Origin of the sequence: Spirilliplanes yamanashiensis, assembly GCF_016863475.1 — a bacterium.
Taxonomy (GTDB): Bacteria; Actinomycetota; Actinomycetes; order Mycobacteriales; family Micromonosporaceae; genus Spirilliplanes; species Spirilliplanes yamanashiensis.
This window is the reverse complement of record NZ_BOOY01000010.1, coordinates 48,436-74,656: the sequence shown is the minus strand read 5'-3', so window position 1 is coordinate 74,656 and position 26,221 is coordinate 48,436. Positions and strand designations below refer to the sequence as shown.

Annotated in this window: 28 protein-coding genes and 1 tRNA gene; 14 read left to right on the top strand and 15 right to left on the bottom strand. The window is 72.9% G+C overall.

From position 1 onward, the window contains the following. The first annotated feature begins 23 nt into the window (after positions 1 to 23). Complete coding sequence (locus tag Sya03_RS09160; RefSeq protein ID WP_203937781.1) at positions 24 to 455, top strand: hypothetical protein; 432 nt, start codon at positions 24 to 26, stop codon at positions 453 to 455. Positions 456 to 458: 3 nt separating this feature from the next. On the opposite strand, the gene Sya03_RS09155 is transcribed toward Sya03_RS09160, so the two are convergent. Both Sya03_RS09155 and Sya03_RS09150 read right to left on the bottom strand, forming a co-directional pair. Beyond that, positions 459 to 1,760, bottom strand: a complete 1,302-nt coding sequence (locus tag Sya03_RS09155; RefSeq protein ID WP_275411438.1) for a caspase family protein — start codon at positions 1,758 to 1,760, stop codon at positions 459 to 461. 126 nt (positions 1,761 to 1,886) lie between these two features. Next, on the bottom strand, positions 1,887 to 2,276 hold the full coding sequence (locus tag Sya03_RS09150; protein ID WP_203937779.1) for a DUF5655 domain-containing protein: 390 nt from the start codon (positions 2,274 to 2,276) through the stop codon (positions 1,887 to 1,889). A 484-nt stretch (positions 2,277 to 2,760) separates the two neighbouring features. On the opposite strand from Sya03_RS09150, the gene Sya03_RS09145 reads away from it, so the two are divergent. Both Sya03_RS09145 and Sya03_RS09140 read left to right on the top strand, forming a co-directional pair. Beyond that, on the top strand, positions 2,761 to 3,498 hold the full coding sequence (locus Sya03_RS09145; protein ID WP_203937778.1) for a hypothetical protein: 738 nt from the start codon (positions 2,761 to 2,763) through the stop codon (positions 3,496 to 3,498). Between the two features lie 122 nt (positions 3,499 to 3,620). After that, the gene (locus tag Sya03_RS09140; RefSeq protein WP_203937777.1) at positions 3,621 to 3,803 is read left to right on the top strand and encodes a hypothetical protein; all 183 of its coding nucleotides are present in this window, start codon (positions 3,621 to 3,623) and stop codon (positions 3,801 to 3,803) included. A 282-nt stretch (positions 3,804 to 4,085) separates the two neighbouring features. Here Sya03_RS09140 and Sya03_RS09135 read toward each other — a convergent pair. Continuing rightward, positions 4,086 to 4,177 (bottom strand) — tRNA-Ser (locus Sya03_RS09135). 200 nt (positions 4,178 to 4,377) lie between these two features. On the opposite strand from Sya03_RS09135, the gene Sya03_RS09130 reads away from it, so the two are divergent. The 3 genes from Sya03_RS09130 to Sya03_RS09120 all read left to right on the top strand — a co-directional run bounded on the left by Sya03_RS09130 (position 4,378) and on the right by Sya03_RS09120 (position 6,868). Next, positions 4,378 to 5,007, top strand: a complete 630-nt coding sequence (locus Sya03_RS09130) for a hypothetical protein (protein WP_203937776.1) — start codon at positions 4,378 to 4,380, stop codon at positions 5,005 to 5,007. Further along, positions 5,004 to 5,864 (top strand): hypothetical protein, encoded by an 861-nt coding sequence (locus Sya03_RS09125; RefSeq protein WP_203937775.1) that lies wholly within the window; start codon positions 5,004 to 5,006, stop codon positions 5,862 to 5,864. Before Sya03_RS09130 ends, Sya03_RS09125 begins: the two co-directional genes overlap by 4 nt. 71 nt (positions 5,865 to 5,935) lie before the next feature. Continuing rightward, a complete protein-coding gene (locus Sya03_RS09120; RefSeq protein ID WP_203937774.1) occupies positions 5,936 to 6,868 on the top strand; it encodes an NAD(P)H-quinone oxidoreductase in 933 nt (310 codons plus the stop codon). On the opposite strand, the gene soxR is transcribed toward Sya03_RS09120, so the two are convergent. Further along, the gene (gene soxR / locus Sya03_RS09115) at positions 6,851 to 7,294 is read right to left on the bottom strand and encodes a redox-sensitive transcriptional activator SoxR (RefSeq protein WP_370871919.1); all 444 of its coding nucleotides are present in this window, start codon (positions 7,292 to 7,294) and stop codon (positions 6,851 to 6,853) included. The genes Sya03_RS09120 and soxR overlap by 18 nt on opposite strands. A 46-nt stretch (positions 7,295 to 7,340) precedes the next feature. Between soxR and Sya03_RS09110 the strand changes: the two genes are divergently transcribed. Both Sya03_RS09110 and Sya03_RS09105 read left to right on the top strand, forming a co-directional pair. Continuing rightward, positions 7,341 to 8,021: a thiamine pyrophosphate-binding protein gene (locus tag Sya03_RS09110; RefSeq protein WP_203937772.1), complete on the top strand. Its 681-nt coding sequence runs from the start codon at positions 7,341 to 7,343 to the stop codon at positions 8,019 to 8,021. A 5-nt stretch (positions 8,022 to 8,026) separates the two neighbouring features. Beyond that, complete coding sequence (locus tag Sya03_RS09105) at positions 8,027 to 8,893, top strand: transketolase family protein (protein WP_203937809.1); 867 nt, start codon at positions 8,027 to 8,029, stop codon at positions 8,891 to 8,893. On the opposite strand, the gene Sya03_RS09100 is transcribed toward Sya03_RS09105, so the two are convergent. Genes Sya03_RS09100 through Sya03_RS09090 form a run of 3 tightly spaced genes read right to left on the bottom strand, consistent with a single transcriptional unit; the run spans position 8,877 to position 11,320 of the window. Continuing rightward, positions 8,877 to 9,566, bottom strand: a complete 690-nt coding sequence (locus Sya03_RS09100) for a glycosyltransferase family 2 protein (protein ID WP_203937771.1) — start codon at positions 9,564 to 9,566, stop codon at positions 8,877 to 8,879. The genes Sya03_RS09105 and Sya03_RS09100 overlap by 17 nt on opposite strands. Positions 9,567 to 9,605: 39 nt before the next feature. After that, positions 9,606 to 10,112, bottom strand: coding sequence for a hypothetical protein (locus tag Sya03_RS09095; RefSeq protein ID WP_203937770.1), 507 nt, complete (start codon positions 10,110 to 10,112; stop codon positions 9,606 to 9,608). A gap of 59 nt (positions 10,113 to 10,171) precedes the next feature. Then, a complete protein-coding gene (locus Sya03_RS09090) occupies positions 10,172 to 11,320 on the bottom strand; it encodes a thiolase family protein (protein ID WP_203937769.1) in 1,149 nt (382 codons plus the stop codon). Between the two features lie 31 nt (positions 11,321 to 11,351). Between Sya03_RS09090 and Sya03_RS09085 the strand changes: the two genes are divergently transcribed. Next, a complete protein-coding gene (locus Sya03_RS09085; RefSeq protein WP_203937808.1) occupies positions 11,352 to 11,765 on the top strand; it encodes a PH domain-containing protein in 414 nt (137 codons plus the stop codon). Here Sya03_RS09085 and Sya03_RS09080 read toward each other — a convergent pair. Together Sya03_RS09080 and Sya03_RS09075 are read right to left on the bottom strand one after the other, a co-directional pair. Next, a complete protein-coding gene (locus Sya03_RS09080) occupies positions 11,755 to 12,678 on the bottom strand; it encodes a rhomboid family intramembrane serine protease (protein ID WP_203937768.1) in 924 nt (307 codons plus the stop codon). The genes Sya03_RS09085 and Sya03_RS09080 overlap by 11 nt on opposite strands. 25 nt (positions 12,679 to 12,703) lie before the next feature. Further along, positions 12,704 to 13,225, bottom strand: coding sequence for a peptidylprolyl isomerase (locus tag Sya03_RS09075; RefSeq protein ID WP_203937767.1), 522 nt, complete (start codon positions 13,223 to 13,225; stop codon positions 12,704 to 12,706). A 159-nt stretch (positions 13,226 to 13,384) separates the two neighbouring features. Here Sya03_RS09075 and Sya03_RS09070 point away from each other — a divergent pair, with 159 nt between their 5' ends. Further along, positions 13,385 to 14,029, top strand: coding sequence for a hypothetical protein (locus Sya03_RS09070; protein ID WP_203937766.1), 645 nt, complete (start codon positions 13,385 to 13,387; stop codon positions 14,027 to 14,029). A 67-nt stretch (positions 14,030 to 14,096) separates the two neighbouring features. Here the strand turns inward: Sya03_RS09070 and Sya03_RS09065 are convergent, their stop codons facing one another. The 3 genes from Sya03_RS09065 to Sya03_RS09055 form a co-directional block, all read right to left on the bottom strand. After that, a complete protein-coding gene (locus Sya03_RS09065; RefSeq protein WP_203937765.1) occupies positions 14,097 to 14,798 on the bottom strand; it encodes a hypothetical protein in 702 nt (233 codons plus the stop codon). A 70-nt stretch (positions 14,799 to 14,868) separates the two neighbouring features. Continuing rightward, positions 14,869 to 17,157, bottom strand: a complete 2,289-nt coding sequence (locus Sya03_RS09060) for a putative bifunctional diguanylate cyclase/phosphodiesterase (protein WP_203937764.1) — start codon at positions 17,155 to 17,157, stop codon at positions 14,869 to 14,871. A 135-nt stretch (positions 17,158 to 17,292) separates the two neighbouring features. Beyond that, complete coding sequence (locus Sya03_RS09055) at positions 17,293 to 18,009, bottom strand: signal peptidase I (RefSeq protein ID WP_203937763.1); 717 nt, start codon at positions 18,007 to 18,009, stop codon at positions 17,293 to 17,295. A 147-nt stretch (positions 18,010 to 18,156) separates the two neighbouring features. Here Sya03_RS09055 and Sya03_RS09050 point away from each other — a divergent pair, with 147 nt between their 5' ends. Both Sya03_RS09050 and Sya03_RS09045 read left to right on the top strand, forming a co-directional pair. Continuing rightward, the gene (locus Sya03_RS09050) at positions 18,157 to 18,750 is read left to right on the top strand and encodes a hypothetical protein (protein WP_203937762.1); all 594 of its coding nucleotides are present in this window, start codon (positions 18,157 to 18,159) and stop codon (positions 18,748 to 18,750) included. A gap of 117 nt (positions 18,751 to 18,867) precedes the next feature. Continuing rightward, entirely contained in the window at positions 18,868 to 19,398 is a 531-nt protein-coding gene (locus Sya03_RS09045; RefSeq protein ID WP_203937761.1) for a YbhB/YbcL family Raf kinase inhibitor-like protein, read from the top strand. Positions 19,399 to 19,454: 56 nt separating this feature from the next. Here Sya03_RS09045 and Sya03_RS09040 read toward each other — a convergent pair whose 3' ends face one another. Continuing rightward, a complete protein-coding gene (locus tag Sya03_RS09040) occupies positions 19,455 to 20,165 on the bottom strand; it encodes a class I SAM-dependent methyltransferase (RefSeq protein ID WP_203937760.1) in 711 nt (236 codons plus the stop codon). A 325-nt stretch (positions 20,166 to 20,490) separates the two neighbouring features. On the opposite strand from Sya03_RS09040, the gene Sya03_RS09035 reads away from it, so the two are divergent. After that, a complete protein-coding gene (locus tag Sya03_RS09035; protein ID WP_239107246.1) occupies positions 20,491 to 22,374 on the top strand; it encodes a DUF6311 domain-containing protein in 1,884 nt (627 codons plus the stop codon). Positions 22,375 to 22,437: 63 nt separating this feature from the next. Here the strand turns inward: Sya03_RS09035 and Sya03_RS09030 are convergent, their stop codons facing one another. Then, positions 22,438 to 23,235 carry an IucA/IucC family C-terminal-domain containing protein gene (locus tag Sya03_RS09030; protein WP_203937758.1) on the bottom strand — a complete coding sequence of 266 codons (798 nt, stop codon included), beginning with the start codon at positions 23,233 to 23,235 and terminating at the stop codon, positions 22,438 to 22,440. Between the two features lie 288 nt (positions 23,236 to 23,523). On the opposite strand from Sya03_RS09030, the gene Sya03_RS09025 reads away from it, so the two are divergent. Beyond that, positions 23,524 to 25,020 (top strand): peptide deformylase, encoded by a 1,497-nt coding sequence (locus tag Sya03_RS09025; RefSeq protein WP_203937757.1) that lies wholly within the window; start codon positions 23,524 to 23,526, stop codon positions 25,018 to 25,020. Here the strand turns inward: Sya03_RS09025 and Sya03_RS09020 are convergent. Then, positions 25,017 to 26,123, bottom strand: coding sequence for a globin domain-containing protein (locus tag Sya03_RS09020; protein WP_203937756.1), 1,107 nt, complete (start codon positions 26,121 to 26,123; stop codon positions 25,017 to 25,019). The two genes, Sya03_RS09025 and Sya03_RS09020, sit on opposite strands and share 4 nt — an antisense overlap. Positions 26,124 to 26,221 lie beyond the last annotated feature (98 nt).

Sequence of the window (26,221 nt, the reverse complement as noted above, 5' to 3'; positions counted from 1 at the left end):
GGCGCCCCCGTAGGTTCACCGCCATGACTTCGATCTCCGCAGGCCAGAGCCGTTCCAACCCCCGTTTCCCGGTGCTGGGAACCATCGCCGTCGCGGCCGGCGCCGTGCTGACGTGGTTCGCATGGCTGGGCTGGGACAGCCAGTACCAGGTCGACCCGGCGACGGGCGTCAGCAGCGGCCCGTACGAGGCGTGGCAGGTGGTCGGCTGCGCCGTGACCCTGCTGGCCCTGTTCGTCGGCGCCCTCCTGGCGGGCGTCCGCCCGGTCCCGGCGGGCGCCGCCCTGACCGTGGCGTTCACGGCGGCCTGGACCGCCCATGCCGCCGCCACCGACGACACCGGCCTGTACGGCGTCGGCATGTTCATGCTGCTCATCGGGCTGGGCCTGGCCACCACGGTGGTCGGCGCCGTGACGATGGAACTGCGCGGCCGCTGGGCCGCCCGCCGCCGGCGCTGAGCGTCAGTCCGGCCCCGCCGCGCGGCGCAGATACGCCCCGAGCGGCACCGCGGTCAGCACGACGAAGGCCAGGTGGAACAGGCGTTCCCGGCCCTCGGCGCCGAGCGCGGGGTGGGTGAGCGCGGCGAGGGCCCCGCACACCGCCAGCGTGCCGGCCACGTTCAGCGGCACGGCCTCGGCCAGCGCCCGCAGGAACGGGCGCGGCTTGCGCGGGACGACCACCGTGCCCAGCAGCCGCGCCCAGCGCAGGAACGGCCCGCGCCCGTCGGCCCGCACCGGCGGGCCGAGCGCCCCCACCACGGCGTAGGCGGCACCCCAGGCGCCCCCCGCGAGGGCGGCGGCCAGCGCCGCACCGGCGACACCCGGCGCCACGTACTCGTCGGGCAGCGCCCCGTACGCCCACCGCGCCAGCACCCAACCGACCAGCCCCGACACCCCAGCGGCGGCGGCCGCGGCCGCCGCGAGCGCGCCCCACCAGGCCGGCTGCCGGACGACCGGCTCCGCCCCGGCGGGCGCCGGCGGCAGCACCGCCGGCGGCGCCGCCGCCCCGGCGGGCCGCCCCGACCGGCCCAGCACGATCCGGCCCTGCACGTCGAACTCCCACTTGCGGGGACTCTGCCGCTGCGGCAGGTCGGCCAGCCGGCGGCGAACGAACTCGTGCGCGTCGTCGACGGAGACCAGCCCGTCCCCGTCGAGGTCCGCCTCGCCCGTCGCCAACCCCGCGATCAACGCCTCCGTGAACGCCGAGCGCGCCGCCGAACCCCGCACCGCATCCCCGTCGAACGCGTACTGCGCCGCGTCCGACGCCGTCAGCACCACCATGCCCCGCGCGTCGAAGTGCGCGGCCGTGTGCACCTGCGGATCCGACTTCACCCGCAACCCGGTGGCGAACGCGCCGCTGTAACAGCAGTCCAGAACCAGCACCTTGCGCCGCGACCGGCACCCCAGCAACAGCTCGTTGACGAACCCCGCCGGCGTCGCCGTGGACGGCAACCGGTCGCGCCGGGTGTCGCGGGCCGCGAAGTACAACCGCCCCTGCTCGTCCTTCAACCCGTGGCAGGAGAAGTACAACAGCAGCAGGTCCCCCCGCTCCCGCTCGGCCAGGAAATCGTCGACCGCCCGCCGCACCTCCGCCGACGACCCGTCCACGAGCACACTGACCTCGAACCCGCAGACCTCCGGATCCGCCAGCACCCGCGCCAGCCCGGCGGCATCCCCGGCCGGCGCCACCAACCCGGCCAGCCCGGCATCGTCGTACACCGCATTGGCCACGATCAACGCCCGCCGCGACCCGTCCCCGGCCATCCCGGCGTCACCCGCCGGGCGCGAGCGCCGCCGCCGTCATGACTCCACCATCGCCCCAGTCTCGCGGTGCCCGCCGCCGAAGGCCACTGTGTCCGGTGGCCGTCACCGGCAGGCCGGCACCGGGGGTCATCCCCTCGCGGATCCCGGGGCGGCGGCGTCCCCCGCCGCCTCCCGCAGCCACCCGGCCACCTCGTCGTCCACGTCCCGGACGGAATGGATCTCCAGGTGATGCATCCAGGTGCCGGCGGCGGGGTGCACGATCTCCTTGAACCTGTCCGAGCGCAAACGCCGGCGCAGCGCGATCGAGAGCACGATGTCGGCCGCCGGCTTCGCCAGGTACTGCCCGGGCAGCCAGAGGAAGGCGAAGCCACGTCGCCGGCGAAACGCCACCTGACTCTTCGAGACGCGCACAGTGACGTCCGGCGCGACACGGCGCACCAGGTCGTCGACGTGCCGGAAGACGGTGAGGCCCTCGCCGACCTCGGCGAAGAACTCTTCGGGGGTGGTCTGGGCCATGTCTGATGTTGCCCGCAATTGCGCCGGCCGTCACACTTTTTCCATCCACACAACCAGCCGAGTCCGGCCTTGGAAGGGCAGGTCCGCCCACCGTCCGCCGACGCGGTCGCTCGTCTCCCAGCGCGTCAACGATGCGGTCTGGCGCGGTCCGTGAGCCGTCGCAGTGCCGCGATCAGCCCTTGGCCGCCCAGAGGCCCGCTGTGAAGCGAGGTGTCTGACAGCGTGACGTGCCGCCGGCTGGCATCGGTCCGGTGGGGCTCAACCGGGGCCTACGGCTCCGTGAGTGCCCGTAACCGGTGGCGGTCGCTCACGATGGACGTACGCGGGCTGAAGAGCGGAGGGCAGCTGCCGACGCGGGACGCACTGACCCGGACCTTGCGGGACGGCGGCGGCGCCGAGACGGTGAGAAGTGGTCCCAGGCCATGTCGGGGTCCCGGCGAGAACATCAGCCGCGAGTGTCGTACTCCGGCGTTATGGTCCGCGCATGGCCGACCTGGATGAACCAAGGTCCCAAGCGGAGAGCGATGCCATGTCCGCCTTCGGCTTCGCCTGCAACGTGGAGGATGCGGGCCCTGAACGGTTCGCGGCCACGATGAAGGTGGCTTTGAACCTCTACGGCTGCGATGCCGCCCGGATCCGGGCGGCGCTCGAGCTGTGCCGGGAGCGGCAGGGTGACGCCGGCGAAGAACACGACCCGAGAATCGCATTTCTCGAGCAGGCGTTGCAGCACCTCGATGCCGTCGGTGCCGATACCGACGAAGCCGGCCGGCAGCGCTTCTCCGAGCAGCTGTCCCAAGAGCTGTTCCCCGACCCGCAGCCGTACCAGTGGCCGCGGCGGGTGGCGCTGCGGCGGTGGTGGCCGCGGCGCTGGTGGCATCAGGCGCGGCTGCGCTTCGAGCACCAGCTGCCAGAGCAGCCTGACGGTCACCACCTGATGCTGCTGCGGCTCGGCCGGCGGATTGTCGGCAAGCTGGACTACCAGGTCTGCGACCAATGCCGGCGCGGATACCTCCGTAAGCTGGACGTATATGAGCCTTACAAGGGTCTGGGCTTGGGTGAGCGCACCATCCGTACCATCCTTCGGCGGCACCCCGGGTACCGGTGGCGCACCACGGTCCACTACCCGACCGCGGGCACCTTCTGGACGAAGATGGGCGTCCGGTTCGGCGGATTCGAAGCCGAGGCGGACGGACCCTGCCCACACCTGCGCAACGGGCGCTAGGGAACGTTGCTGTCAGTGACATGTCGGCTATCCGGCATCCGCACTGCTGTACTGGCAGGCTCGCGTATTCGATTGGTGCGAGCTCCCTCGGGCTGACTACCTCGGGTGACAAGATCGGACCCATGACGTCCGAATCTCCAGAACTGGTCGACCTGTTCGCAGCCCAGGAGGCCGCCCGCGAAGAACTGCGAGTCCTCCTTGAAAACAGCGAGGCTGGCGGACCGCGGTGGGCGGAGGTGCTGCCGTACGTCAAGAAGTGTGAGGAGGCTGCGGCCGCGATCGAGCGGTTCCAGGTTCCGTCGTAGGCGGGCGTACCTGATCGAACAGGCCCTGGTCGACCGGCAGAACGAGCAGTCGGACGGCTCCTTCGTGCGATCGTCGCCCTAGGCCGGCGCCCTGGAACTGCATCGCGTCTGCCTTCCTGCGCAGTCGGTGTGGCAGCCACGCGCGGCGGCCGTTGGGCCGCATTTGGGCGAGCGTGCCAGCCCCAGCAAGATCGAGCGGGACCGAGTGAGGCCGGCCCCGCATGCGGCAGAGGCCCCGTCGGGCTGCGTTCACGCAGCTCAGCGGGGCCTTTCGCGTCGTAGTGGCGGAGGGTGTGGGATTCGAACCCACGATGAGTGTCACCACCCATAGCGGTTTTCAAGACCGCCGCCATCGGCCACTAGGCGAACCCTCCCCGGCGTCGCCGGGCCGAGCCGGTGTCGCCGCTATCCAGTCTGCCAGATCCCTCCGCGTCGCCCGTCCGAGGATCAACCGCATCGACCTCGGCGAATCTTCGCTATCAACCTCCAACTGCGTGGTTAGGGTGAATAGGACCACAGTGAGCAGGAGTGTGCAGAGAGGGCAGGATCGGGCGTGAGGCGACGGATCGGTCCCGTGCTGCTCGTCGGGGCGGGCGTTGCCGGGTTGTTGACGCGGTATGCCGGCGTCGACATCTTCCCCGCGCCCGTGCTCGGTGTGCTGCTCGCCGTCGTGGTGGCGGTGGATGCGGGGCGGCGGCGTCCGGTGGGGTCGGTGATCGCCGCGGTGCTCGTCGGGATTCTGCTCGCCGCCGCGTTCGGGGTCGGGGGCATCAGTGTGCCGCCGGGGCTGACGGCGTCGGCGTTGCTGGTCGCCGGGGTGTTCGGGCTGGTCGGGGACCAGGATCCGGAGCTCGACGACGTGTGGAGCGGGTTGGCCGTGTTCGTGCCGCGGCGGGTGGAGCTGGAGCGGTCGCCGCGGGTCGTGTCCGTGACCACGGTGTTCGCGAAGGTCGTTGTGGAGCTGAGCGAGCCGCGGGGGGTCGTGGAGGTCCGGGCCGCGTGTCTGGGCGGGACCGTCGATCTGGTCGTACCCGGGGACTGGGATGTGTTGATCGGGGACCTGGACGGGCGCGACATGCGGTTCAGCGGTGAGTCCGACGGGCTGTGGGACGGCCTGCCGAAGGAGACCCCGACCGTCGTGTTGCGGACCGCGGGTCGGTCCGGGTCCGTCATCGTCCGGAAAACCGCCTTGGAGGCGCGATGAGCCAGGTCAATGTGTACGCCCTGCTCACCACCCTGGGGGCCGTCGTGGTCGCCGCCGCGGTGCTGGCCGGGTCGATGGCGTACCGGGCGCGGCAGCGCCGCACCGGGCGGCTCGGGCGGCTCGAGGACGCCGTGATCGGGCGGCAGATCGAGGATCTCGCCGCGGGTTCGATGGCGCCGGAGGAGGCGACCCGCATGCTGCGTGAGCTGCGCTACCTGCCCGGGACGGGCGTGGCCGGGGCCTATCGGCCGACGCCGTCGCCGTGGCAGTACGCGATGAGTTTCCCCGAGTCGGAGAGCGGGGCCTCGCGGCTCGGCTACCGGCTGTTCAAGTGGTTGCTCATTCTCGCGTTCTTCCTGCTCGTGGGCCTGATGGGGTACGCGTGGTGGACGTACCCGACGACGGCGGACGCGACCGCGCTGCTGCCGGCGGCGTCCGGCCTGGACGCCCGGCTGGAGGCGATTCGGGAGCTGCGCCGCGACTGGCTGCAGCAGGTGAAGGACCTGGGGCAGATGTTCGTGCTGACGCCCGTCGTGCCGCTGATCGCCGCGGTCGTCGGTTACCTGTTCGGGGTGCGGCGCAGCACGCCGTCGGGGCAGGAGGCGCAGGCGCCGTCGGCGCCGGCCGTCGCCACCGAGGCGGAGCTGAACGAGGAGAACCCGGACGGCGCCGTGGCCGAGTGGGCGGAGCGGAACCTGGCGAAGCCGCAGAGCCGGCGGGGCGCGGCCCGGCCGCCCGCGGCGGCGCCGGCGTTCGACCCGGAGGCGGTGCTGGCGGCGGCGGGCGGCAAACCGGCCCGGCGGCTGTCCGCCGGGCGCCGCAAGGCGGACACCGCCGCCCCGGCGATGCACGAGTAGCACCGCGGCGAGCCGTACGCGACGGCCCGGGCCATCAGGCCCGGGCCGTCGCCGTGCGCGAGACTGGTGGCGTGCGTGCCGTGACGATCTCCGAGCCCGGTGGCCCCGACGTCCTGACCTGGACCGAGGTGCCCGACCCTGTGCCCGCCGACGGCGAGGTCGTCGTCGACGTCGTGGCGGCGGGGGTGAACCGGGCCGACGTGATGCAGCGCCGCGGCCTGTACCCGCCGCCGCCGGGCGCGCCGGAGTACCCCGGCCTGGAGTGCAGCGGGACGGTGGACGGCCGCGAGGTGTGCGCGCTGCTCAGCGGCGGCGGCTACGCGGAGCGGGTCGCCGTGCCCCGCGGGCAGCTGCTGCCGGTGCCGCGCGGGCTGAGCCTGGCCGAGGCGGCGGCGCTGCCCGAGGTGGCGTGCACGGTGTGGTCGAACGTGGTCGACGTGGCCGGGCTGCGGGCGGGCGAGACGCTGCTGGTGCACGGCGGCGGCAGCGGGATCGGCACGTTCGCGATCCAGCTCGGCAGGGCGCTGGGGGCGCGGGTGGTGGCGACGGCCCGGGCGGCCAAGCACGAGCGGCTGCGGGAGCTGGGCGCGGACCGGGTCGTCGACTACACGGCCGAGGACTTCGTCGCCGCCACCGAGGGCGGGGCGGACGTGGTGCTCGACATCGTCGGCGGGTCCTACCTGCAGCGCAACGTCGACGTGCTGCGCACCGGCGGGCGGATCGTGACGATCGGGCTGCAGGGCGGGCGCAGCGGCGAGCTGAACCTGGGGGCGCTGCTGGCGAAGCGGGCGTCGATCACCGCGACGACGCTGCGCTCGCGGCCGGCCGAGGACAAGGCGCGGATCGTGGCGGGGGTGCGCGAGCAGGTGTGGCCGCTGGTGGAGGCCGGCACGATCCGGCCCGTCGTCGACCGGACGATGCCGATGGCGCAGGCCGCCGCGGCGCACGCCCTGATGGAGTCGAGCGACCACCTGGGCAAGATCGTGCTACTGGCGCGGGGCTAGCAGCACGCGCGGGCCGGGGCCCTCGGCCGCCAGCCGGTCGCCCGGGTTGTACAGCTTGCACGTCTGCATGCTGAGGCAGCCGCAGCCGATGCACCCGGTCAGCTCGTCGCGCAGCTTCTCCAGCAGCGCGATCCGGTCGTCGAGGCGGGCCCGCCAGCGCTCGGACAGCCGGGCCCAGTCGGCCCGGTTCGGGGTGCGGCCCTCCGGCAGCGAGGCGAGGGCGTCGCGGATCTCCTCCAGCGAGACGCCGACCTGCTGGGCGATGCGGATGAACGACACCCGGCGCAGCTCGGTGCGCCGGTACCGGCGCTGGTTGCCGGTGGTGCGGGTGGCGTGGATCAGGCCGAGCCGCTCGTAGTAGCGCAGCGCCGACGGGGCGACGCCGCTGCGGGCGGCCAGCTCGCCGATGGTGAGGGTGTCCGCCACCACTGCCCCTTTACCTCAACCGCGCTTCAGGTTGCAGGCTACCGGCATGACGACGACGACCACCGGGGCGGAGCGGCTGCCCGCCCTGCTGCGCCGGCTGACCGGCGACGAGAAGCACTCGCCGAGCGCGTACTCGACCCTGGACGTGCTGTGGGTGCTCTACGACCGGGTCCTGCGGGTCACCCCCGCGACCGTGGACGCGCCCGACCGCGACCGGTTCCTGCTGTCGAAGGGGCACGGCCCGGCCGCCTACTACGCGGTGCTCGCCGCGAAGGGCTTCGTACCGGAGGCGTGGCTGGACGACCTGGCCGGCCCGGACAGCCGCCTCGGCCACCACCCGGACCGCACGCTGGTGCCCGGCGTGGAGATCGGCTCCGGGTCGCTGGGGCACGGGCTCGGCCTGGCCGTCGGCACCGCGCTGGGGCTGCGGGCGCAGGGCGAACAGGCCCGGGTGTACGTGCTGACCGGCGACGCCGAGCTGGACGAGGGCGCCAACCACGAGGCGGTCGCGTACGCGGGCGCCACCGGCCTCGGCAATCTGACCGCCGTGGTGGTCGACAACGCCAGCGCCACGCACGGGTGGCCGGGCGGCGTCGCGGCGCGGTTCCACGGCTGGAGCTCGGCGGTGGTGGACGGGCGCGACCATGACGCCCTGGCGGCGGCGCTGACCGGGCACGACGGGCGCCGGCCGCACGTCGTGGTGGCCCGGGTGGAGCCGAAGTGGTGACCGGCATGCGGGAGGCGTTCGTCGACACGGCGTCCGGGCTGCTGGCGGGCGACCCGCGGACCGCCCTGGTGCTGGCCGACATCTCCGCCGACGCGTTCCTGCCCGCGCAGCGGCGGCACCCGGAGCGGGTGCTCAACGTCGGCATCCGCGAGCAGCTCATGGTCGGGGTGGCGGGCGGGCTGGCGCTGACCGGGATGCGGCCCATCGTGCACTCGTACGCGCCGTTCGTGATCGACCGGGCGTACGAGCAGATCAAGCTCGACCTGGGGCACCAGGACGCGGGCGCGGTGCTGGTCAGCATCGGGGCGTCGTACGACGCCGCGAGCGCCGGCTACACGCACATGTCGCCGGGCGACGTGGCGCTGCTCGACACGCTCGACGGCTGGACGGTGCACGTGCCGGGGCACCGCGACGAGGTGGCCGGGCTGCTGCGCGCCGCCGCCGCGGGAGACGACCGCGTCTACATCAGACTGTCCACGCTGGAGAACCGGGCGGCGCACGCACCGCGCGGCCTCACCGTGGTGCGCGGCGGCGGCAGGGCGCTGGTGGTGGCGGTCGGGCCGATGCTCGACCCGGTGCTGGCGGCGACGGCCGGCCTCGACGTGACCGTGGCGTACACGGCGACGCCCCGGCCGCTCGACACCGCCGCGCTGCGCGCGCTGGCCGGGACCGACGTGGTGCTGGTCGAGCCGTACCTGGCGGGGACGTCGAGCCGGCTCGTCGCCGAGGCGCTGGCCGACCGCCCGCACCGGCTGCTCGCGCTGGGCGTGGGCCGGGCCGAGCTGCGCCGCTACGGCAGCCCGAAGGACCACGCGCGGTGGCACGGGCTGGACGCGGCCGGGCTGCGGGCCTCGATCAGCGGTTGGCTCTGACCCGCTCGCGCCCCAGGATCCACAGCGCCTCGACGCCGTCGCGCCAGGTGATCTTCTTGCCGTCCTCGCGGTTGCGGGCCCGGTAGCTGATCGGCACCTCGTACGGGCGGATGCGCCGGCGCAGCAGCTTCGCGGTCAGCTCGGCCTCCATGCCGAAGCCCTGCGAGCGGATGTCCAGCGACCGGTACAGCGGCGTCGGGAGCAGCTTGAAGCAGGTCTCCAGGTCGCCGATGTAGGAGTTGTAGAGCACGTTCGCGGCGGTGGTCACGGCGCGGTTGCCCATCACGTACCAGAAGCTGTACGCGCTGTGGCTGCCGAACGTGCGGTTGCCGTAGACGACGGTGGCGCGCCCGTCCAGCACCGGCTGCAGCAGCACCGGGATGTCCTGCGGGTCGTACTCCAGGTCGGCGTCGAGGATGACCAGGTAGTCGCCGGTGGCGGCGGCCACGGCCGTGCGGATCGCGGCGCCCTTGCCCCGGTTGCGCGGGTGGGTCAGCACCCGCAGCCGGTCGTCGTCGTGCCGGGCGAGGATCTCGTGGGTGCCGTCGCGGCTGCCGTCGTCGACGACGATCAGCTCGATCTCACACGGGTACTCGACGGCGAGGGCCTGCTTGAGGGCCTCACCGACGCGTTCCTGCTCGTTGAAGACCGGCATGAGGACCGAGAGCTTCACGCGGCGCTCCTAACCGAAGGGGGCGCCCAGCGTAACGCCTCAGGCCGTGGCCGGGCTGAAGTGTCGCACGCCCGTCAACAGGCGGGGCTCCGCGTGCGCCGCCGCGTGGGCGGGGACGGGCGCGGTGCGCAGGCCGGCGCGGCCGCGGAACACGTGCTCCAGCAGCTCGGCGGTGTGCCACACCTGGTCCGCCTGCGGGACGCGCAGGAAGAAGCGCTCGCGCACCCCGTCCACGGCGTCCGCGGCCAGCTCGACGCCGCCGCGGCGCAGGTCCGGGCTCCACGTCACGTTGCTGAGGTGCCGCAGGTCGGTGTTGAGGTGCAGGTGCAGGCGCCGCATCACCCGGGTCTCACTGGTCACCACCAGGCGGCGGTAGGTAAGCACGAGCATGGCAGCGCGGCCGCCGGCGACGCAGCGCGACACCAGCACGGTGGTGTCGTCCCCGTCGACGCAGCGGCGGACGATGGGCATGTGGCGGGACACGGTGGGGATGGGCACACCGGCCTCGGCCGTGGCGGGGAGGAACGTACGGGAGAACACGTCCATGCGCGGTTCAACGGTAGGACTTTTGGTTATGTGACGGCACCACCGCGATGAATGTCTAATTACATCCGCTCGACGATGGTGGCGTTCGCCATTCCGCCGCCCTCGCACATGACCTGCAGCCCGTACCGGACGCCGGTCTCCCGCATGTGGTGCAGCATCGACGTCGCCAGCCGCGCCCCCGAGGCGCCGAGCGGGTGGCCCAGCGCGATCGCGCCGCCGCGCGGGTTCAGCCGGGCCGGGTCGGCGCCCGTCTCCACCAGCCACGCCAGCGGCACCGGCGCGAACGCCTCGTTCACCTCGTACACCCCGATGTCGGCCAGGGTGAGGCCGGCGCGGCGCAGCACCTTCGCGGTGGCCGGGATCGGCGCGGTGAGCATGACGACCGGGTCGTCCGCGGCGGCGACGGCGGTGTGCACCCGGGCCAGCGGCCGCAGCCCGTGCGCCGCCGCCCACTCGCTCGTGGTCACCGCCAGCGCGGCCGCGCCGTCCGAGATCTGCGACGCCGAGCCCGCCGTCACCACGCCGTCCGGCCGGAACGGGGTCTTCAGCGCGCCCAGCTTCTCCAGCGTCGTGTCCCGGCGGATGCCCTCGTCCTCCTTCGCCCCGCCCACCGGCGTGATCTCGGCCGAGTAGTCGGCGGCGGCCGCCCTGGCGTGGCTGGCCAGCGCGTACTCGTCGAGCCGGCCGCGGGTGAAGCCCCAGCGGGCGGCGATCATCTCCGCGCCGACGCCCTGGTTGAACGGCACCGGCTCGCCGTCGCCGAAGCCCGGCACGCCCGCGTAGCGCTCCCGCACCGCCGGCCCGTACGGCACCCCCGACACGGTCGCCGACGAGCCCATCGGCACCCGGCTCATCGACTCGACGCCGCCCGCCACCACCACGTCCGCCTGCCCGGCGATCACCGCGGCGGCCGCCACGTGCAGCGCCTGCTGGCTCGACCCGCACTGCCGGTCGATCGTCGCGCCCGGCACCGACTCCGGCCAGCCCGCCGCCAGCACCGCGTTGCGGCCCACGTTCCACGACTGCTCGCCGACCTGGCTCACGCAGCCCCACTGCACGTCGTCCACGTCCGCCGGGTCGAGGCCGGTGCGCTCGGCCAGCGCCCGCAGCACGTGCCCCGACAGGTCGACCGGGTGCACCCCGGACAGGCCGCCGCCGCGCCGGCCCAGCGGGGTCCGGACGGCGCCCACGATCACCGCGTCACGCATGACTTCACCGTACGCTCGTCCGGTGCACGAGATGGCCTGGCGCGTTCCCCCGAAGCTGCCCGCCGCGAAGCTCGCCGGCGTGGTCCTGCTGCCCCTGCTGGCGTGGCTGATCCGGCCCGACGACGTCGTCGTCTGGGTGCTCGCCGGCGTCAGCGCCGCCGGCCTCGCCGCCTGGGCCGCCCGCGACCTGCTCGTGCCGGTGCGCCTGAGCGCCGACACCGGCGGGGTCACCGTCGTGTCCGGCTGGTCGCGCCGCCGCCGGCTCGCCTGGGAGCAGATCGAGCGGGTACGCGTCGACCGCCGGGAACGCGTGGGCCTGTCCAGCGAGATGCTGGAGCTGGACACCGGCGACCAGCTGCACCTGTTCAGCCAGTACGACCTGGGCACCGCGCCCGAGGACGTCGCCGCCGCCCTCGCCGCGCTGCGGACCGGCGCTAAGCCGTGAGCGCGCGGGCCGCCGTCACCACGACCAGCAGCAGCACCACGGCGGCGCAGCCGGCCACCTGGACCGGCGTGCGGCGCTCGCGCGGGGCGTAGGCCAGCGCGGCCGCCACCACCCCGCCCGTCACCAGGCCGCCGATGTGGCCCTCCCACGACAGGTTCGGGATCAGGAACGTGATGATCACGTTCATCACCAGCAGCGCCACGATGCCCGACGTGTCGCGGCCCAGCCGCCGCAGGATCACGAAGAAGCCCGCGAACAGGCCGAAGAGCGCCGTCGACGCGCCCGCGCCCAGGCCGCCCGGGTCGAGCAGGTACACCGCGACGTTGCCGCCCAGCCCGGCGATCAGGTACAGCGCGGCGAAGCGGGCCGGGCCGAGCACCGTCTCCAGCTGCCGGCCCAGCTGCCACAGCGCATACATGTTGAACAGCAGGTGCACGAGGCCGTAGTGGATGAACATCGCCGTGACCAGGCGGTAGAAGCCGCCGTCGTCGATGCCGGGGAACACCGTGCCGATGCCCGGCACCGCCCCCTGGTACAGCTCGCCCGTGGCGGCCAGCGTGAACGAGAACGGCGTGACGGCGCCCATCGCCTGGTAGGCCGTGACCCCCGTGAACAGCCCGTTGCCGATCAGCGTCGGGATGCCCGCGATCACGACGCCGATCACGGCCGCCAGCAGGTTGAGGCCGATGAGCGCCTTCGTCACGTACCCGGCCTGGCCGGACAGGCTGCCGCCGAACGCGGTGCGGGCCTGGCGCTGCGTGCGGCGGCCCTCGGCCACGCACTCGGGGCACTGGAAGCCCACCGACGCCGGGTTCATGCAGTCCGGGCAGATGGGCCGGTCGCACCGGACGCACCGGACCCCGGTCTCCCGCGACGGATGGCGGTAACAGACCGGGGTCGTCGGCGCACTCATGTTTCGAATGTACCCGGCGGGAAGATCAGCTCTCGATCTCCACGCGCTCGATGACCACGTCCTCGCGCGGCCGGTCCTGCGGGCCGGTCGGCGTGTTCGCGATCGAGTCCACGACCTTCGCGGACTGGTCGTCGGCCACCTGGCCGAAGATGGTGTGACGGCGGTTCAGGTGCGGGGTCGGGCCCACGGTGATGAAGAACTGCGAGCCGTTCGTGCCGGGCCCGGCGTTGGCCATCGCCAGCAGGTACGGCCGGTCGAACACCAGGTCGGGGTGGAACTCGTCGGCGAACTGGAAGCCCGGGCCGCCGCGGCCGGTGCCGGTCGGGTCGCCCATCTGGACCATGAAGCCGGCGATCACCCGGTGCGAGATCGTGCCGTCGTAGTAGGGGCCGCTGCCCTTCTGCCCGGTCCGGGGGTCCGTGTACTCCTTGGTGCCCTGCGCCAGTTCCACGAAGTTGCGCACCGTCTTCGGCGCGTGGTCCGGGAACAGCTGAAGGCGGATCGGGCCATGGTTCGTGTGCAGGGTGGCGTAGACAGCCTCAGCCACGGGTACTCCTGTCGTCGTTACGGTCGCCGGCCCGTCCACGTGGGCGGATCGGCGCAGACAGTTCTTTCCATACGGATACTCCCATGTGCCCGTTCCGGGTGTACGGGGGTACCTGACGGGGGAGGATGCAGGAGACGGAACCACAGGAGGTGGGCACTGGTGTTCGGAATCGTGCGGCGCAAGAGCCATGGACTGATGGCGCGCAGTGAGTTCGGTCAGGGCGTGGAGCACTTCAGGGCGGCGGCGACCCATGCGGCCCGCGGCACGGGTGCCACGGTCGGCCCGAAGCTGGAGTCGGCCCGCGGCCGGGTGCAGCCCGCTGCCGGCAAGGTCCGCGACGTGGCCTCCAGCGGCTGGGGCACCGCCCTGGCGACCCTCGCGCCGCTCGCCGCCGCGGCGACCGAGGGCGCGCGGCAGGCCGGTCGCAAGACCGACAAGGCGGGCAAGACCACCCGCAAGGCCGGCGGCAAGCAGGCCAAGAAGCTCGACCGCAAGGCCCGCAAGATGGTGGGGCGCAAGCAGTCGAGCAGCAAGGGCAAGCTCCTCGGCCTCGGCATCGCCGGCCTCGCGGTCGGTGCGATCGGCGCCATGGTGCTGCGCAAGCGGCAGCAGGAGCAGTGGGACGAGTACGACCCGAGCCAGCCCATCGGGGCCGTCGGCCAGGAGACCATCCCGGCCGCGATGACCCCGGAGCCGGCCCGGACGGCCACCCTCTCGTCCGTCCCGGACGAGAAGGACCAGACGTCGTCGGCCCAGCACAGCCCGACCGTCGCCAAGATGGCGGGCGGCGAGAGCCCGAACTGAGCTGGGACAGCACGGCCGCGGCCCGTTCCCCTGCGTGGGGAGCGGGCCGCGGCCGTGCCGCGCTCGGTCAGGAGGTCTGCTGGGCGACCCACCGGCCGTCGCCCGACACCACGATCCGGAACGTGCCCTGCCGGCCGTCGGCGGCCGTGAGCAGGCACGAGTACGTGCCCACGCCGTCGGAGTCGACCAGCTCGGCGGCGCAGGCGGCCGCGGCGGGCCGGCCGGCGCCGGTGTCGCTCAGCACGGCCTGCTCGACCGTCGTGGCGTCGTACTCGGGGCCGGAGGTGGCGAGCCAGGCCGTCCAGAAGACCGCGTACGGCACGAACGGCACCCAGAACGCGACCCAGTACCGGCGGGTGCTGTGCCCGGCGGCCCGGGCCTTGCCTGCGCGCAGCGCGGCCGAGATCGCGCCGAGCGCGCCCAGCACGAGCGTCGTGACGACCACCCAGCCGACCCCGGGCGCCTTCCCGGCGGGCGCGTGGGCGGCGGTGTAGGCGGGGACGGGCGGCGCGGCTGGGGCCGGGGCCCAGGCGTGCGCATAGGCGGCCGGCGCGGGTGCCGGCGCGGGTGCCGGCGCGGGTGCCGGCGCGTAGGCCGGCGCCGGGGCCCAGGTGGGCGCGTAGGCCGGCGGGTGGGCCGCCGCGGGCGTCGGGGGGTAGGCCGGCGGGGGCGCGCCGAGGTAGCCGGGCGGGGCCGGGTCCGCGTCGGGCGTCAGGAAGCCCGGCAGCGGGCGGGCCGGCTCGGTGCCGTACGGCGTCTCGGTGGTCATGGTTCCCCCGTCGGATGGTCGTACCGTGTCGCAGGTCACCATCGACCGGCCGGGGGCCGGGGTGAGGGGTTCAGGCCACCCGGGCCGGGGTGTGCGCGGCGGCGAGCTCGCCCTCGACCTGCTCGACCGACAGCGGGCGGGCGAAGTAGAAGCCCTGCACCACCTCGTAGCCGAGGGCGCGCAGCCGGTCGGCCTGCTGGGCGGTCTCGACGCCCTCCGCGACCGTGTCCAGGCCCAGCGCGCGGGCGAGCTGGATGACGGCGACGGCCATCGTGTCGCGGCGGTCACCGGCGTCGGACTGGGTGAAGGAGCGGTCCAGCTTCAGCTCGTCGACGGGGCAGTCGTGCAGCAGGGTGAGCGTGGACTGGCCGGTGCCGAAGTCGTCGAGGGCCACCCGGATGCCCATCTCGCGCAGCGCGTGCAGGTTCGTCACCGAAGCGCCCAGGGTCAGCACCGTGGTCTCGGTGATCTCCAGGACCAGGCGGTGCGGCGGCAGGCCGGTCTCGGCGAGGATCTCGGCGACCTGGTCGGGGAAGGTGGCCTCGCGCAGCTCGCGGGCCGACACGTTGACGTTGATGACCTGCGGGGCGGCGTCGCCGTAGCGCTCGGTCCAGGTGACAGCCTGGCGGCAGGCCCGGGCCAGCACCCAGCGGCCCAGCGGCAGGATGAGGCCGGTGCGCTCGGCGAGCGGGATGAAGTCGGCGGGCGAGACGAGGCCGCGCTCCGGGTGCTTCCACCGGATGAGCGCCTCCACGCCGACCATGCTGGCGTCGTCGAGGCTGACCAGCGGCTGGTACAGCAGGAACAGCTGGTCGGTGCCGAGGGCCGCGCGCAGCTCGGCGCCCAGGTGGGCGTGGTCGTTGGAGCTGCCGCCCATGTCGGGGCGGTAGTGCAGGTGGCTGGCGCCGCCCTGGCGCTTCGCCGCGTACATGGCGACGTCGGCCTGGCGCAGCAGCTCGCTGGCGTTGTCGCCGTCGCGGCCGTCGGCGACGCCGATGCTGGCGCTGACGAGCAGCTCGTGGCCGTCCGCCCAGAACGGCGACGACAGCGAGTCGAGCATGCGCTGCACGGCGATGTCGGCGCCGGTGGGGTCGGTGCCGTCGAGGACGACGACGAACTCGTCGCCGCCGAGCCGGGCCACGGTGTCGTGCTCGGTCAGCTGCGCGGCGAGCCGGCGGCCGACCGCGACGAGCAGGGCGTCGCCGGTGCCGTGGCCGAGCGTGTCGTTGATCGTCTTGAAGCTGTCCAGGTCGATGAGGGCGACGCTGAGCGGCCGGCCGTTGTTGTTGGCGAGCGCGTGCTGGAGCCGCTCGGCGAAGTACGCGCGGTTCGGCAGCTGGGTCAGCGCGTCGTGGGTGGCGCCGTGCTCCAGCCGGTCGAGCAGGCTGCGGTTCTCCCGGTACGCGGTGACCTGCCGGATCACCACGAGCGCGGTGAGCAGCACCGCACCTGTGGCGACGGGCGGCAGGTGGGCGGTCTGGCGCGCGGCGACCAGCGACAGCAGCAGCGCGTCGACGGCCACGACGGCCAGGTACGGCAGCACGCTGAACGGGTTGCGCCGGCCCGGCAGCGCGGTCACGGGCCCGGCCCGGCGCTGCTGCTCCGCCGACCAGACGACGTAGAACAGGACGACCGGGATGACGTACAGGATGGCGTTGTACTTCGGCTGCTCGATGAGCAGCCGCTGGGGCACCGTGCCGAGCGAGCCGGCGATCAGCGCGGCCGCCATCAGGCGCAGCGAGCCGCGGTCGATGACGCCGTCGTTGGACAGGGCCACCTTGGCGACGGCGCCGATGCCGATGAGCACCATCGCCAGCATCCAGAACTCGGCGTTGGCGTCGCCGCTGCCCGGCACGCCGGTGTTGGTGAAGAAGTGCCACAGGAAGACGCCGGTGCCGAGGGCGACGGTGGCCGCGTCGAGCCACACCCGCAGGCGCTCGCCGTTGCTGCCGGCGTTGACCGGGATCCGGTACAGCGCCCAGAGCAGCAGGAACAGCGCCACGGAGTAGCTGGCGAGGGCCGGCAGCGGCGGCTGGCGGACGGTCATGTGCGGGTTGAGCACGGCGTCGGCGGCGCCGGACAGGGCCCCGACGCCGACCATCGCGACGGCGCCGGTGACCGTGCGCCAGTACGCGCGGGCCTGCGCCGTCAGGAAGGGCTGCCGGGAGGTGCGGGCGCAGTACGCGGTGGCCAGGACGGCGGAGACGGGCGCGGACAGCCAGATGAGCCCGACGGGCACGGTGGGCCCGAGCTCGTTGAGCAGGAACAGAGCGCTCGCGACGACGGCGACGGCGGCGGCGATCAGGGTCGGCCGGTTCCGGCGGCACCAGAGCGGGAACGCGCGGATTCGCTGGTCCACGTGCGCCCTCCCGTCCGTCGGATGGTGTGCGGCCCGGGGGCGGGGCGGGGCCGCACGGCGCCGCTCCGACGCCTGGTTGGCTCATCGGCGCAGCAGCGCCGGGTCTGAAGAGTTTCGCAGGCGTCGAAGCGCCCGTCACCTCGTCGCGGCGATCAGCCGTCTGACCTGCGGCGCGTCAAGATCGTCGTCGGCCTCGTCGGACGCCGGGTCGCACCCGAGGGGTTCTTCGTCCGAGAAGTCCGATTCACTGTCCGGATCGTCCGGGTCGTCCGGCTCGTCGGTCAGCGTGCGCAGTCCCGCGAACAGCTGGGCGGCGGCGAACAGCGCGACGACGGCCAGGCCCAGCGGCAGGTAGTCCCGCTCGTGCAGCCACACCACCGGCAGGCCCACCAGGGGCACCCGCAGCCGGGCGATGCCGGTGACGTTCGCCGGCGGCACCGGCGCGGTGTCCTCCGACCGGTTCGCGTCGCCGCGGGTCACGTACGTGCCGTCCTCGTTCACCCGCACCACCCGGTGCAGCAGGTACCGCGACGGCCGGGACGGGTCGACGAAGCGCAGCACGTGCCCCGGCGCCGCCTGCTCGCCCTCGTCCAGCGGGGCGGCCACGACGATGTCGCCCGGCTGGATCGACGGCAGCATCGACCCGGTCAGCACCACCGACGGCGACCAGCCCACCGCCAGCGGCAGCAGCGTCCAGACGAACAGGCTCAGCACGGCGGTGCTGGCCGTCAGCACCGCCGCGGACAGCACCAGCCGCACGGTGAGCACGGCCGTCTCACCGCGCGTCAGGACGGGTCCGCGCGGCGCGGCGTGCCGGGCCACGTACCGGGGCCGCTGCTGCGCACGGGTCACGTCGTCCTCTTCGACCGTTTCGGCGCCGGATTGAGTGCCGGCGTGCCGCGCGCCACATTCCTTGAGGTCGGCCGCCAGGTGCCGATGGACAGGGCACAGATCCGACGTGGTGCCGAACACGGCCCGGTAAGCAGGAGGAGGCGAGAGATGGCAGGCAGGAAGAAGGGCCGGATCGGCGGCTGGATGGTGCCGACCGCGGTCGTCGCCGTGCTGGCCGGCGTGCTCGGCAGCGGCGTGATGGTGTGGAAGGCGTCCGAGGCGGCGTTCACCGCCACCACGGCGAACCCCACGAACAACTGGGCGGCGGGCTCCGTGGCGCTGGTCGACGACGACTCCGAGGCGGCCATGTTCAACGTCTCCGGGCTCACCCCCACCGGCGTCAGCACCGGCGAGAAGTGCATCGCCGTCACCTACAACGGCAGCGCCACCGCCCCGGTGAAGCTGTACGGCGCCGTCCCCGGCGGCACCGGTCTCGCCGGCTACCTGCGCCTGAAGGTCGAGATGGGCACCGGCGGCGGCTTCGGCAGCTGCACCGGCTGGACCGAGACCGTCGCGGACATCTTCCCGGACGCGCTCATGAGCACCTGGACCGCGACCGGCTGGGCGAACGGCCTGACCACGTGGACCCCGACCGGCACCGGCCAGACGCGGGTCTTCAAGTTCACCTACACGCTGGTCGACAACAACGCCGCCAACGGCAAGACGGCGTCGATGCCGTTCACGTGGGAGGCCCAGGCCTGATCGGGCCGACGGACGGTAGGGGCGCGCCGGTCACGGCGCGCCCCTCGCCGCGCGATTGCGACGGGGCGAGCGGGGTAACGGTCACCGACCGTCCCGCCATCTGGAGGAGGATCCCGCATGAGCCTGGACCGCGAGCTCGCCCCGGACCCGTACGACATCCTGCCGGCCGTCCCGTCGTTCACCCTGGACAGCACGGACGTCCACGACGGCGAGCCGCTCGACGAGCTGTTCGTGCACGGTAGCGCCGGCGGCAAGAACACGTCGCCGCAGCTGTCCTGGTCCGGCTTCCCGGAGCGCACCCGCGGCTTCGCCGTGACGTGCTTCGACCCGGACGCCCCCACGGGCAGCGGGTTCTGGCACTGGTCGCTGGTCAACCTGCCGGCGTCGGTGACCTCACTGGAGCGCGGCGCGGGCGACCTGCCGGGCGGCGCGTTCTGCGTGCGCAACGACTACGGCGACGCCGCGTACGGCGGGGCCGCGCCGCCGCCCGGCGACCGGGTGCACCGGTACGTCTTCGCGGTGCACGCGCTGGACGTCGACGCCCTCGACGTGACGCCGGACGCGTCGCCGGCGTACGTCGGCTTCAACCTGACGTTCCACACGCTGGCGCGGGCGACGTTGCGGCCGACGTTCCAGGTGCGGGCGTGAGAAAGCAGAACCCCGGCGGCCGCGTGGCGGCCGCCGGGGTGACGATTCGCTGTGAATCAGCTGGGGGTGCGCGCGACCACGAAGACCGACTGGCCGAACGGCGGCCGGACGACCTTCTCCATCGCCTTCGTCACCGGGAGCACGGTGGTGTCGTAGATCTTCACCATCGGCCCCTCCTTCGGGGCCAGCTTGAAGACGCTCGTGGCCATGTAGTAGCCGATGAGGCCGAGCGCGTTCGCGTAGTGCAGCTTCTCGATCTCCAGGCCGGCCTCGGTCATGGCCGCCCGCATCGTCTTCTTCGTGTAGCGGCGGACGTGGCCCGTCGCGATGTCGACCTGGCTCATGGCGAACATGAAGGCCGGGACGATGAGGATGATGCGGCCGCCGGGGCGGACCAGCTGCGCCATGCTGCGCAGCGCACCGACGTGGTCCTCGATGTGCTCGAGCACGTTGTACGACACGAGGGCGCTGTGGTCGGCCGTCTCGGTGGTCGGCAGGAGCATCTGCCGCACCTCGATCTTCGGCTCGGCAGCCATCCGCTCCTTGAGCAGGACGAGCCGGTCGGGGTCGGCCTCGGTCGCGGTGAACCGGGGGACGTGCGGAGCCCACTCGAGGGCGTAGTCGCCGAGGCCACTGCCGATCTCGATCGGGTTCTCACCGAGATAGGGGACGGCGAGCTCGATGAACCAGCGCCGGTGGTTGACGGCCGTCGCCAGGCCCTCGAGCACTTCGGACTGGATCCGCTGGTCTCCAGTGATGTCTGCCATAGGTGGGTTCCTCGTCTTGCCGATCTGGTGACAGGCGGGACCGCAAGAGTTAACCACTCGCCGCTGTGAACCGCGAGTTGACCAAGGTCGTCCCGTCAATCCTTGGCCTGATTGATACCTACGTGCACCGATCCGGATCGTTGACCCGGTGCGGGTTCGGCCGACCATGAAACTTGTTCGTCTCGGCTCGATCACGCTGCGGTCGCTCGTCACGTTCACGTTACCAACCTCGGTTAGGCTCGCCGGTGCTATGACGATTACGGGTATTGACACGACAGGCGCATCGGTCGGTGGGGCTGCACCCCATCCTCGCGACAGCAGTGCGGTGGACGACCTCGACGCCGAACTGCGCACGCTGTCCACGACTGTCGACCGGCCGCTCGCCACCGAGCCGGACGTCGACCCGGAACCGCAGGTCAAGCAGCCGCTGTGGCGCTCGCTGACGCGCGTGGACGTCGCCGCGATGCTCAGCATGGTCGCGATGGCGCTGTTCCTCACGAGCCCGCTGTGGCTCAACCTCGATCACGAGTTGCGTGAGGATCCGCAAGATCAGGCATTCTTCGAGTGGATGCTGGCGCACGGTGCGCGCGTGCTCACCGACGGAGTGTCACCGTTCTTCTCCGACCGGCTGAATTACCCCGACGGGATGAACATGATGGCCAACACATCGGTGTTGGCCATCTCGTTACCGTTGACGCCCGTCACTCTCCTGTTCGGCCCGCACGTCGCGTTCAACGTGTTCCTCACACTCGCCTTGGCCGTCACCGGTATCGCGTGGTACCTGGTGCTTTCCCGGAAGTTTGTGACGTCGCGCACAGCGGCGTGGGTGGGCGCGATCTTCGCGACCTTCGCGCCGAGCATGGTGTCGCACGCCGGCGGCCACCCCAACATCGTCTCGCAGTTCCTGGTGCCCGTGCTCATCTGGCGCACCCTCGAACTGCGCCGCCCCGGCCGGGCCGTGCGCAACGGCGCCATCCTCGCCGGCGTCGTGGTGTGGCAGGCGTTCATCAACCTCGAGGTGCTGTTCATGACGGCCGTCGGGGTGGGCCTGTTCTGCGGCGTGATGGCGATCCAGCGCCGCCGCGACACCGCCGAGCGGGCCACCGTCCTCAAGGGCCTCGGGGTCACCGCCGCCATCTCGCTGGCCGCCCTCGCGTACCCGTTGTACGTGCAGTTCTTCGGGCCGCAGGCGTACCACGGGCTGTCGGAGTTCGTCCGCTACTTCGGCGCCGACCTGGGCTCGTTCACCGCGTACGCCCGCCGGTCCATCGCCGGCGACGACGCCACCGCCTCCCGGCTGGCGCAGAACGCCGCCGAGGAGAACGCGTTCTTCGGCTGGGGCCTGGTCATCCTCTTCGCCGGCCTGGTCGTGTGGATGCGGCGCAGCGTCGCCGTGCTCGCCGCCGCCGGGGTCGCCGTGTTCTTCGCGGCCATGTCCCTCGGCCCGCAGATCTACCTGAACGGCCGCCCGACCGGCGTCGCCGGCCTGTGGGCGTACCTGCACAGCGTGCCGGTGCTCAACTCGGCGGTGCCGACCCGGTGGGCGATGGCCATCGCGCCCGTCATCGCGATCGTGCTCGCCCTGGGCTGCCAGCGCGCCGTCGAGCTGGGCCGCCGCCAGCCCGCCGCCCGCGGCCCGCTGCGCCTGGCCATCTGCACCGCCGTCGCGATGGCCCTGGTGCCGCTGTTCCCGACGCCGCTGCCGAGCCGCCCGATGGACCCGGTGCCCTCGTTCATCACCTCGGACCAGTGGCGCGGCTACGTCGACGACCAGCACTCGCTCGTGGCCCTGCCGCTGCCCAACAGCTCCTACCCGGATCCGCTGCGGTGGGCGGCGTACACGAAGAACGACCTGCGCATCGCCCGCGGGTACGGCCTGTTCCCGGCGCAGAACCCGATGAACCCGAGCGACCGCACCGGCCAGTTCGAGGGGGGCTGGCGGCCGACCAGCGGCCTGTTCGCGTCCATCAAGGCCGGTTACCCGACCCCGCAGCTGACCGACGCGCGGCGCGAGATGACCCTCGCCGACCTGCGCTTCTGGAAGGCGGGCGTGGTCGTGCTGACCCCGCAGGACCGCGACATCGAGATGCGGCGGGCGATGAGCGAGATCATCGGCTTCCAGCCGACCTGGACGGGCGACGTGTGGATGTGGGACGTGCGCGCCCTCGTCGACGACCCGTCGGCCAGCATCACGACCGCCAGCCCGTAGCGACGACGACAGGAAGGCCGGGCCCCGTCGGGGTCCGGCCTTCGTCGTGTCGGGGTGCGGGGGTCAGGCGGTGCGGATGCAGCAGCCGGTGCAGACCTTCGGCTTCGGCAGGGTGAACGCCAGGCAGCACGTCCGGCGCTGCACGGTGAGCTGGCCGCCGGGGCCCGGCACCAGCTCGACGAGGTCGTCGACGCCGAGCGTGGCCAGCAGGGTGTGGATGGTCTGGGCGGTGGAGCCGGGCACCACGTCGGCGGAGCGCAGCACCGCGTGCGCGACGCCGGAGGCCAGGGAGCCGAGCAGGGTGCGCGCGCCCAGGCGGACCCGGTGGGCGTGCAGCGCGTCGAGCATCGGCTCGAGGTGGGCGGTGAGCAGGCTCGCGCGCAGCTCGGCCAGCAGCGCCGCCTCGTCGGCCACCACGCGCACGTTGGGTAGGGCGAGGGCGGCGATCGGGTCGGACGGCAGGACGGCGACGGTGATGTCGCGGTCGAGGCCGAGGGTGACCAGCGGGCGGTGGTCCTCGAAGTGGACGAGCACGTCCTCGGCGCGCAGCAGCGGCACCCGGCGGGCGGACGCCCAGCCGAGCACGGCGGGCAGCGCCAGCCAGTAGGTGTAGGTCTTCCACGCCAGGGCGGCGGCCGCGTGCGGCTGGGCGTCCCAGCGGCGTTCGGCGGCGCGCAGCAGCTCGGGCAGGTGGCAGGCGATGAGGTCGCTCGCGGTGCGCCAGCCGGCCCGGTCGTGCACGGTGAGGCCGGGGGCCAGGCCGGGCAGGTCGGTGGCGGTGCCGAACATGGCGCGCAGCGTGGCGGTGACGGGGGCGAGGGGCTGGGCGGCGGCGGCGCCGCGGTCGAGTGCGGTGGTCATCGCCGGGCCGGTCACCTCCCTCTGCACGTGGCTCCACTCCGAGCCGGACGCGTCAGCCTAGCTCCCTAAGGCAAGCCTAACCATAGGCTCGGGGGATCATCACACCGACCGTCCGTTTCCCGGCCGTGAAGATCACCGGAGAGTGACTGACCGGGGTCAGTGTGACCTAACCCGTGGATACGGGGTTGGGGAATCGTCAAGCCATCTGTCGGCAACGCGCTAGTCGGTTAGCGGCGTGGACCACGGGAACGGAGACTGGGAATTCCCGGCACGAAGGGGACAACCGTGATGACCACCTCGCCCGTCGAGCGAGCCGCTGAGACGTTCGCGGCCCTGCTCGCGCAGTGGCGGGTCGATCGCGGCATGACCAAGAAGCAGCTCGCCGCGCTGATGGGCTTCGACCCGTCGTACGTCAGCCACGTGGAGGGGCGCCGGCACCGCCCCACCGAGGACTTCGCCCGCCGCGCCGAGGCCGTCCTCGGCGCCGGCGGCGCCATCTGGCAGAAGTTCCAGGAGTACGACGAGCTGCGGCACTCCCGCAACTCCGTGCACCGCGACCCGCCCGTGCCCGAGCAGTGGATGCCGCCCGGCACCGGGCTCATCGTCGACCAGGAGATCGCCGAGCTGACGTACACCGACGGCGTGTACCGGTGCAAGGTGCGCCGCGACCTCTACAACGCCGGCAACGAGCCCGTCACCCGCTACCTGGTGCGGATCGCCGTCGACCGGTACCCGCAGGACTCCGAGCGCTCCAACCGGCACCACCGCGACCACCCGCTCACCTACGCGGAGCTCGACATCCAGGCCCGCTGCGAGGACGAGCGGATGGAGTGGCGCAGCAAGCAGGACCGGGACAACTTCAAGGAGGTCTGGCTGCTGTTCGAGAACGAACGCGGCCGCTTCCCGCTCTACCCGGGCGAGCGCACCACCATCGAGTACGAGTACACCGTCGGGCAGGAGAAGTGGGGGCAGTGGTTCCAGCGGGCCGTCCGCCTGCCCACCCGGCACCTCACCGTCCGGCTCAGCTTCCCGCTGGAGTTCGAGGCCCAGGTGTGGGGCGTCGAGGACTCCCTCGCCGCCGAGGCGCCCGTCCGCACCCCGCTGGAGCGGCACGCCGACGCCGAACGGTCCACGTTCGAGTGGCACACCGACACCCCCGCCCTCAACGCGCGGTACCGGCTCGAATGGCGCTTCCGCGGCAGCGCCGCCGCCACCGCCGCGCCCTCGGAGGGCCGGGCCAGCGCCCGGATGGCCGACGCCGGCATCGTGCAGCGCGGCGACGACCTGCTGCGCCGCCGCGCCCGGCCGTACGACCTGCCGCGCGAGGAGGCCGCCGCGCGCGACGCCGCCGTGCGGCTGCGCGCCACCCTCGACAAGCTCGACGAGCTGCACGTGTTCCGCAAGGGCGTCGGGCTGGCCGCGCCGCAGATCGGCCTGCCGTCCGCGATCGCCGTCGTGCGGCCGCCCGAGCGCGGCGCCGACAGCATCGTCCTGGTCAACCCGCGCGTCGTCGGCGAGAGCGACGCCACCGACGAGCGCTACGAGGGCTGCCTGTCCTTCTTCGACCACCGCGGCCTGGTCAGCCGGCCGCTGCGGATCGAGGTCGAGCACTCCCGGTACGACGGCACCCGCGTCATCACGTTCTTCGAACGGGCCATGGCCCGGCTCGTCGCCCACGAGATCGACCACCTGGAGGGCCGGCTGTACGTCGACCGGATGCCCGCCGGCGAACCCCTGCTGCCGGTCGAGGAGTACCGGCAGACCGGCAGCCCCTGGGCGTACTAGTTGAAGGTGTCGTAGCGGATGCGCATCGACGGCACCTGCAGCTCCGCCAGCGTGCGCAGCGTCGCCTTCACCATCGTGCCCGAACCGGAGACGAAGAAGTCGTGCTCCGACCACGGCCCGTACCGGGCCACCACCTCGGAGATCAGCCCCTGCTCACCGGGGAACGTCTCGTCCTCGCTGCACGCCGGCACCAGCGACAGCCACGGGTAGCGGGCCGCCAGCTTGTTCAGCTCCGCCAGGTCGTACAGGTCGTCGCGGTTGCGGGCGCCGAAGAACACGTGCACCCAGCGGGTCCGGTTGTACCGGGTCAGCTCCTCCACCAGCGCCTTGATCGGCGCCAGGCCCGTGCCGCCCGCCACGAACACCACGTCGCGGGTCGACCGGCGGTCCAGCGTCATCGAGCCCATCGGCGCGGCCAGCCGCACCATGTCGCCCGGCTTCAACCGGCGCACCAGCGCGCTCGACACCCAGCCCGCGCCGATCGCGCGCACGTGGAAGTCCAGGGTGTTGTCCTTGCGCGGGGCGTTCGCCGGCGAGTACGTGCGCCACATCCGCGGCTGGTACTTCGGCACCTCCACCGACAGGTACTGGCCCGCCCGGTAGTCGATCGGCTGCATCGGCGCCACCGTGAACGTGGCGATGTCGGTGCTGCGCCGCTCGTGCGCGATCACCTCCGCGTGCCAGTACGGCGGGTTCGTGTCCGCGTCCGCGCCGGCCAGCATCTTCGCGGCGATCACGCCGTACGCGTCCGCCCACGCCTGGTCGTACTCGATGCTCCACTGCTCGCCCGCGAACGCCCGCATCGCCTCGATCAGCGCGCCGCCCACCACGTCGTAGTGCTCGGGGCTGACGTGGAACTTGCGGTGGTCGCGGCCCAGCGCCTTCAGGTACTCGTCGAAGACCTCCGGGTCCTCGAGCGTCTGCACCGCCGTGACGATCGCGTTGAGCAGGCGGGCGCGCTGCACGTCCATCTGCACCGGGAACAGGTCCCGCAGGTCCGGGTGGGACAGGAACATCCTCGCGTAGAAGTAGCCGGCGACCTTGTCCTGCTGGTCCTCGACGAGAGTCCAGCTCTCCTTCAACAGCCGTGCGAGGTTACCCATCGAGGCCTCTCCGGAAGTGGCGGACGGTGTACGTCTGACCAATTCACGGTGCCCGCCCCGCACTGACCGCCGTCGCACCAACTGTGCGACAACCATCC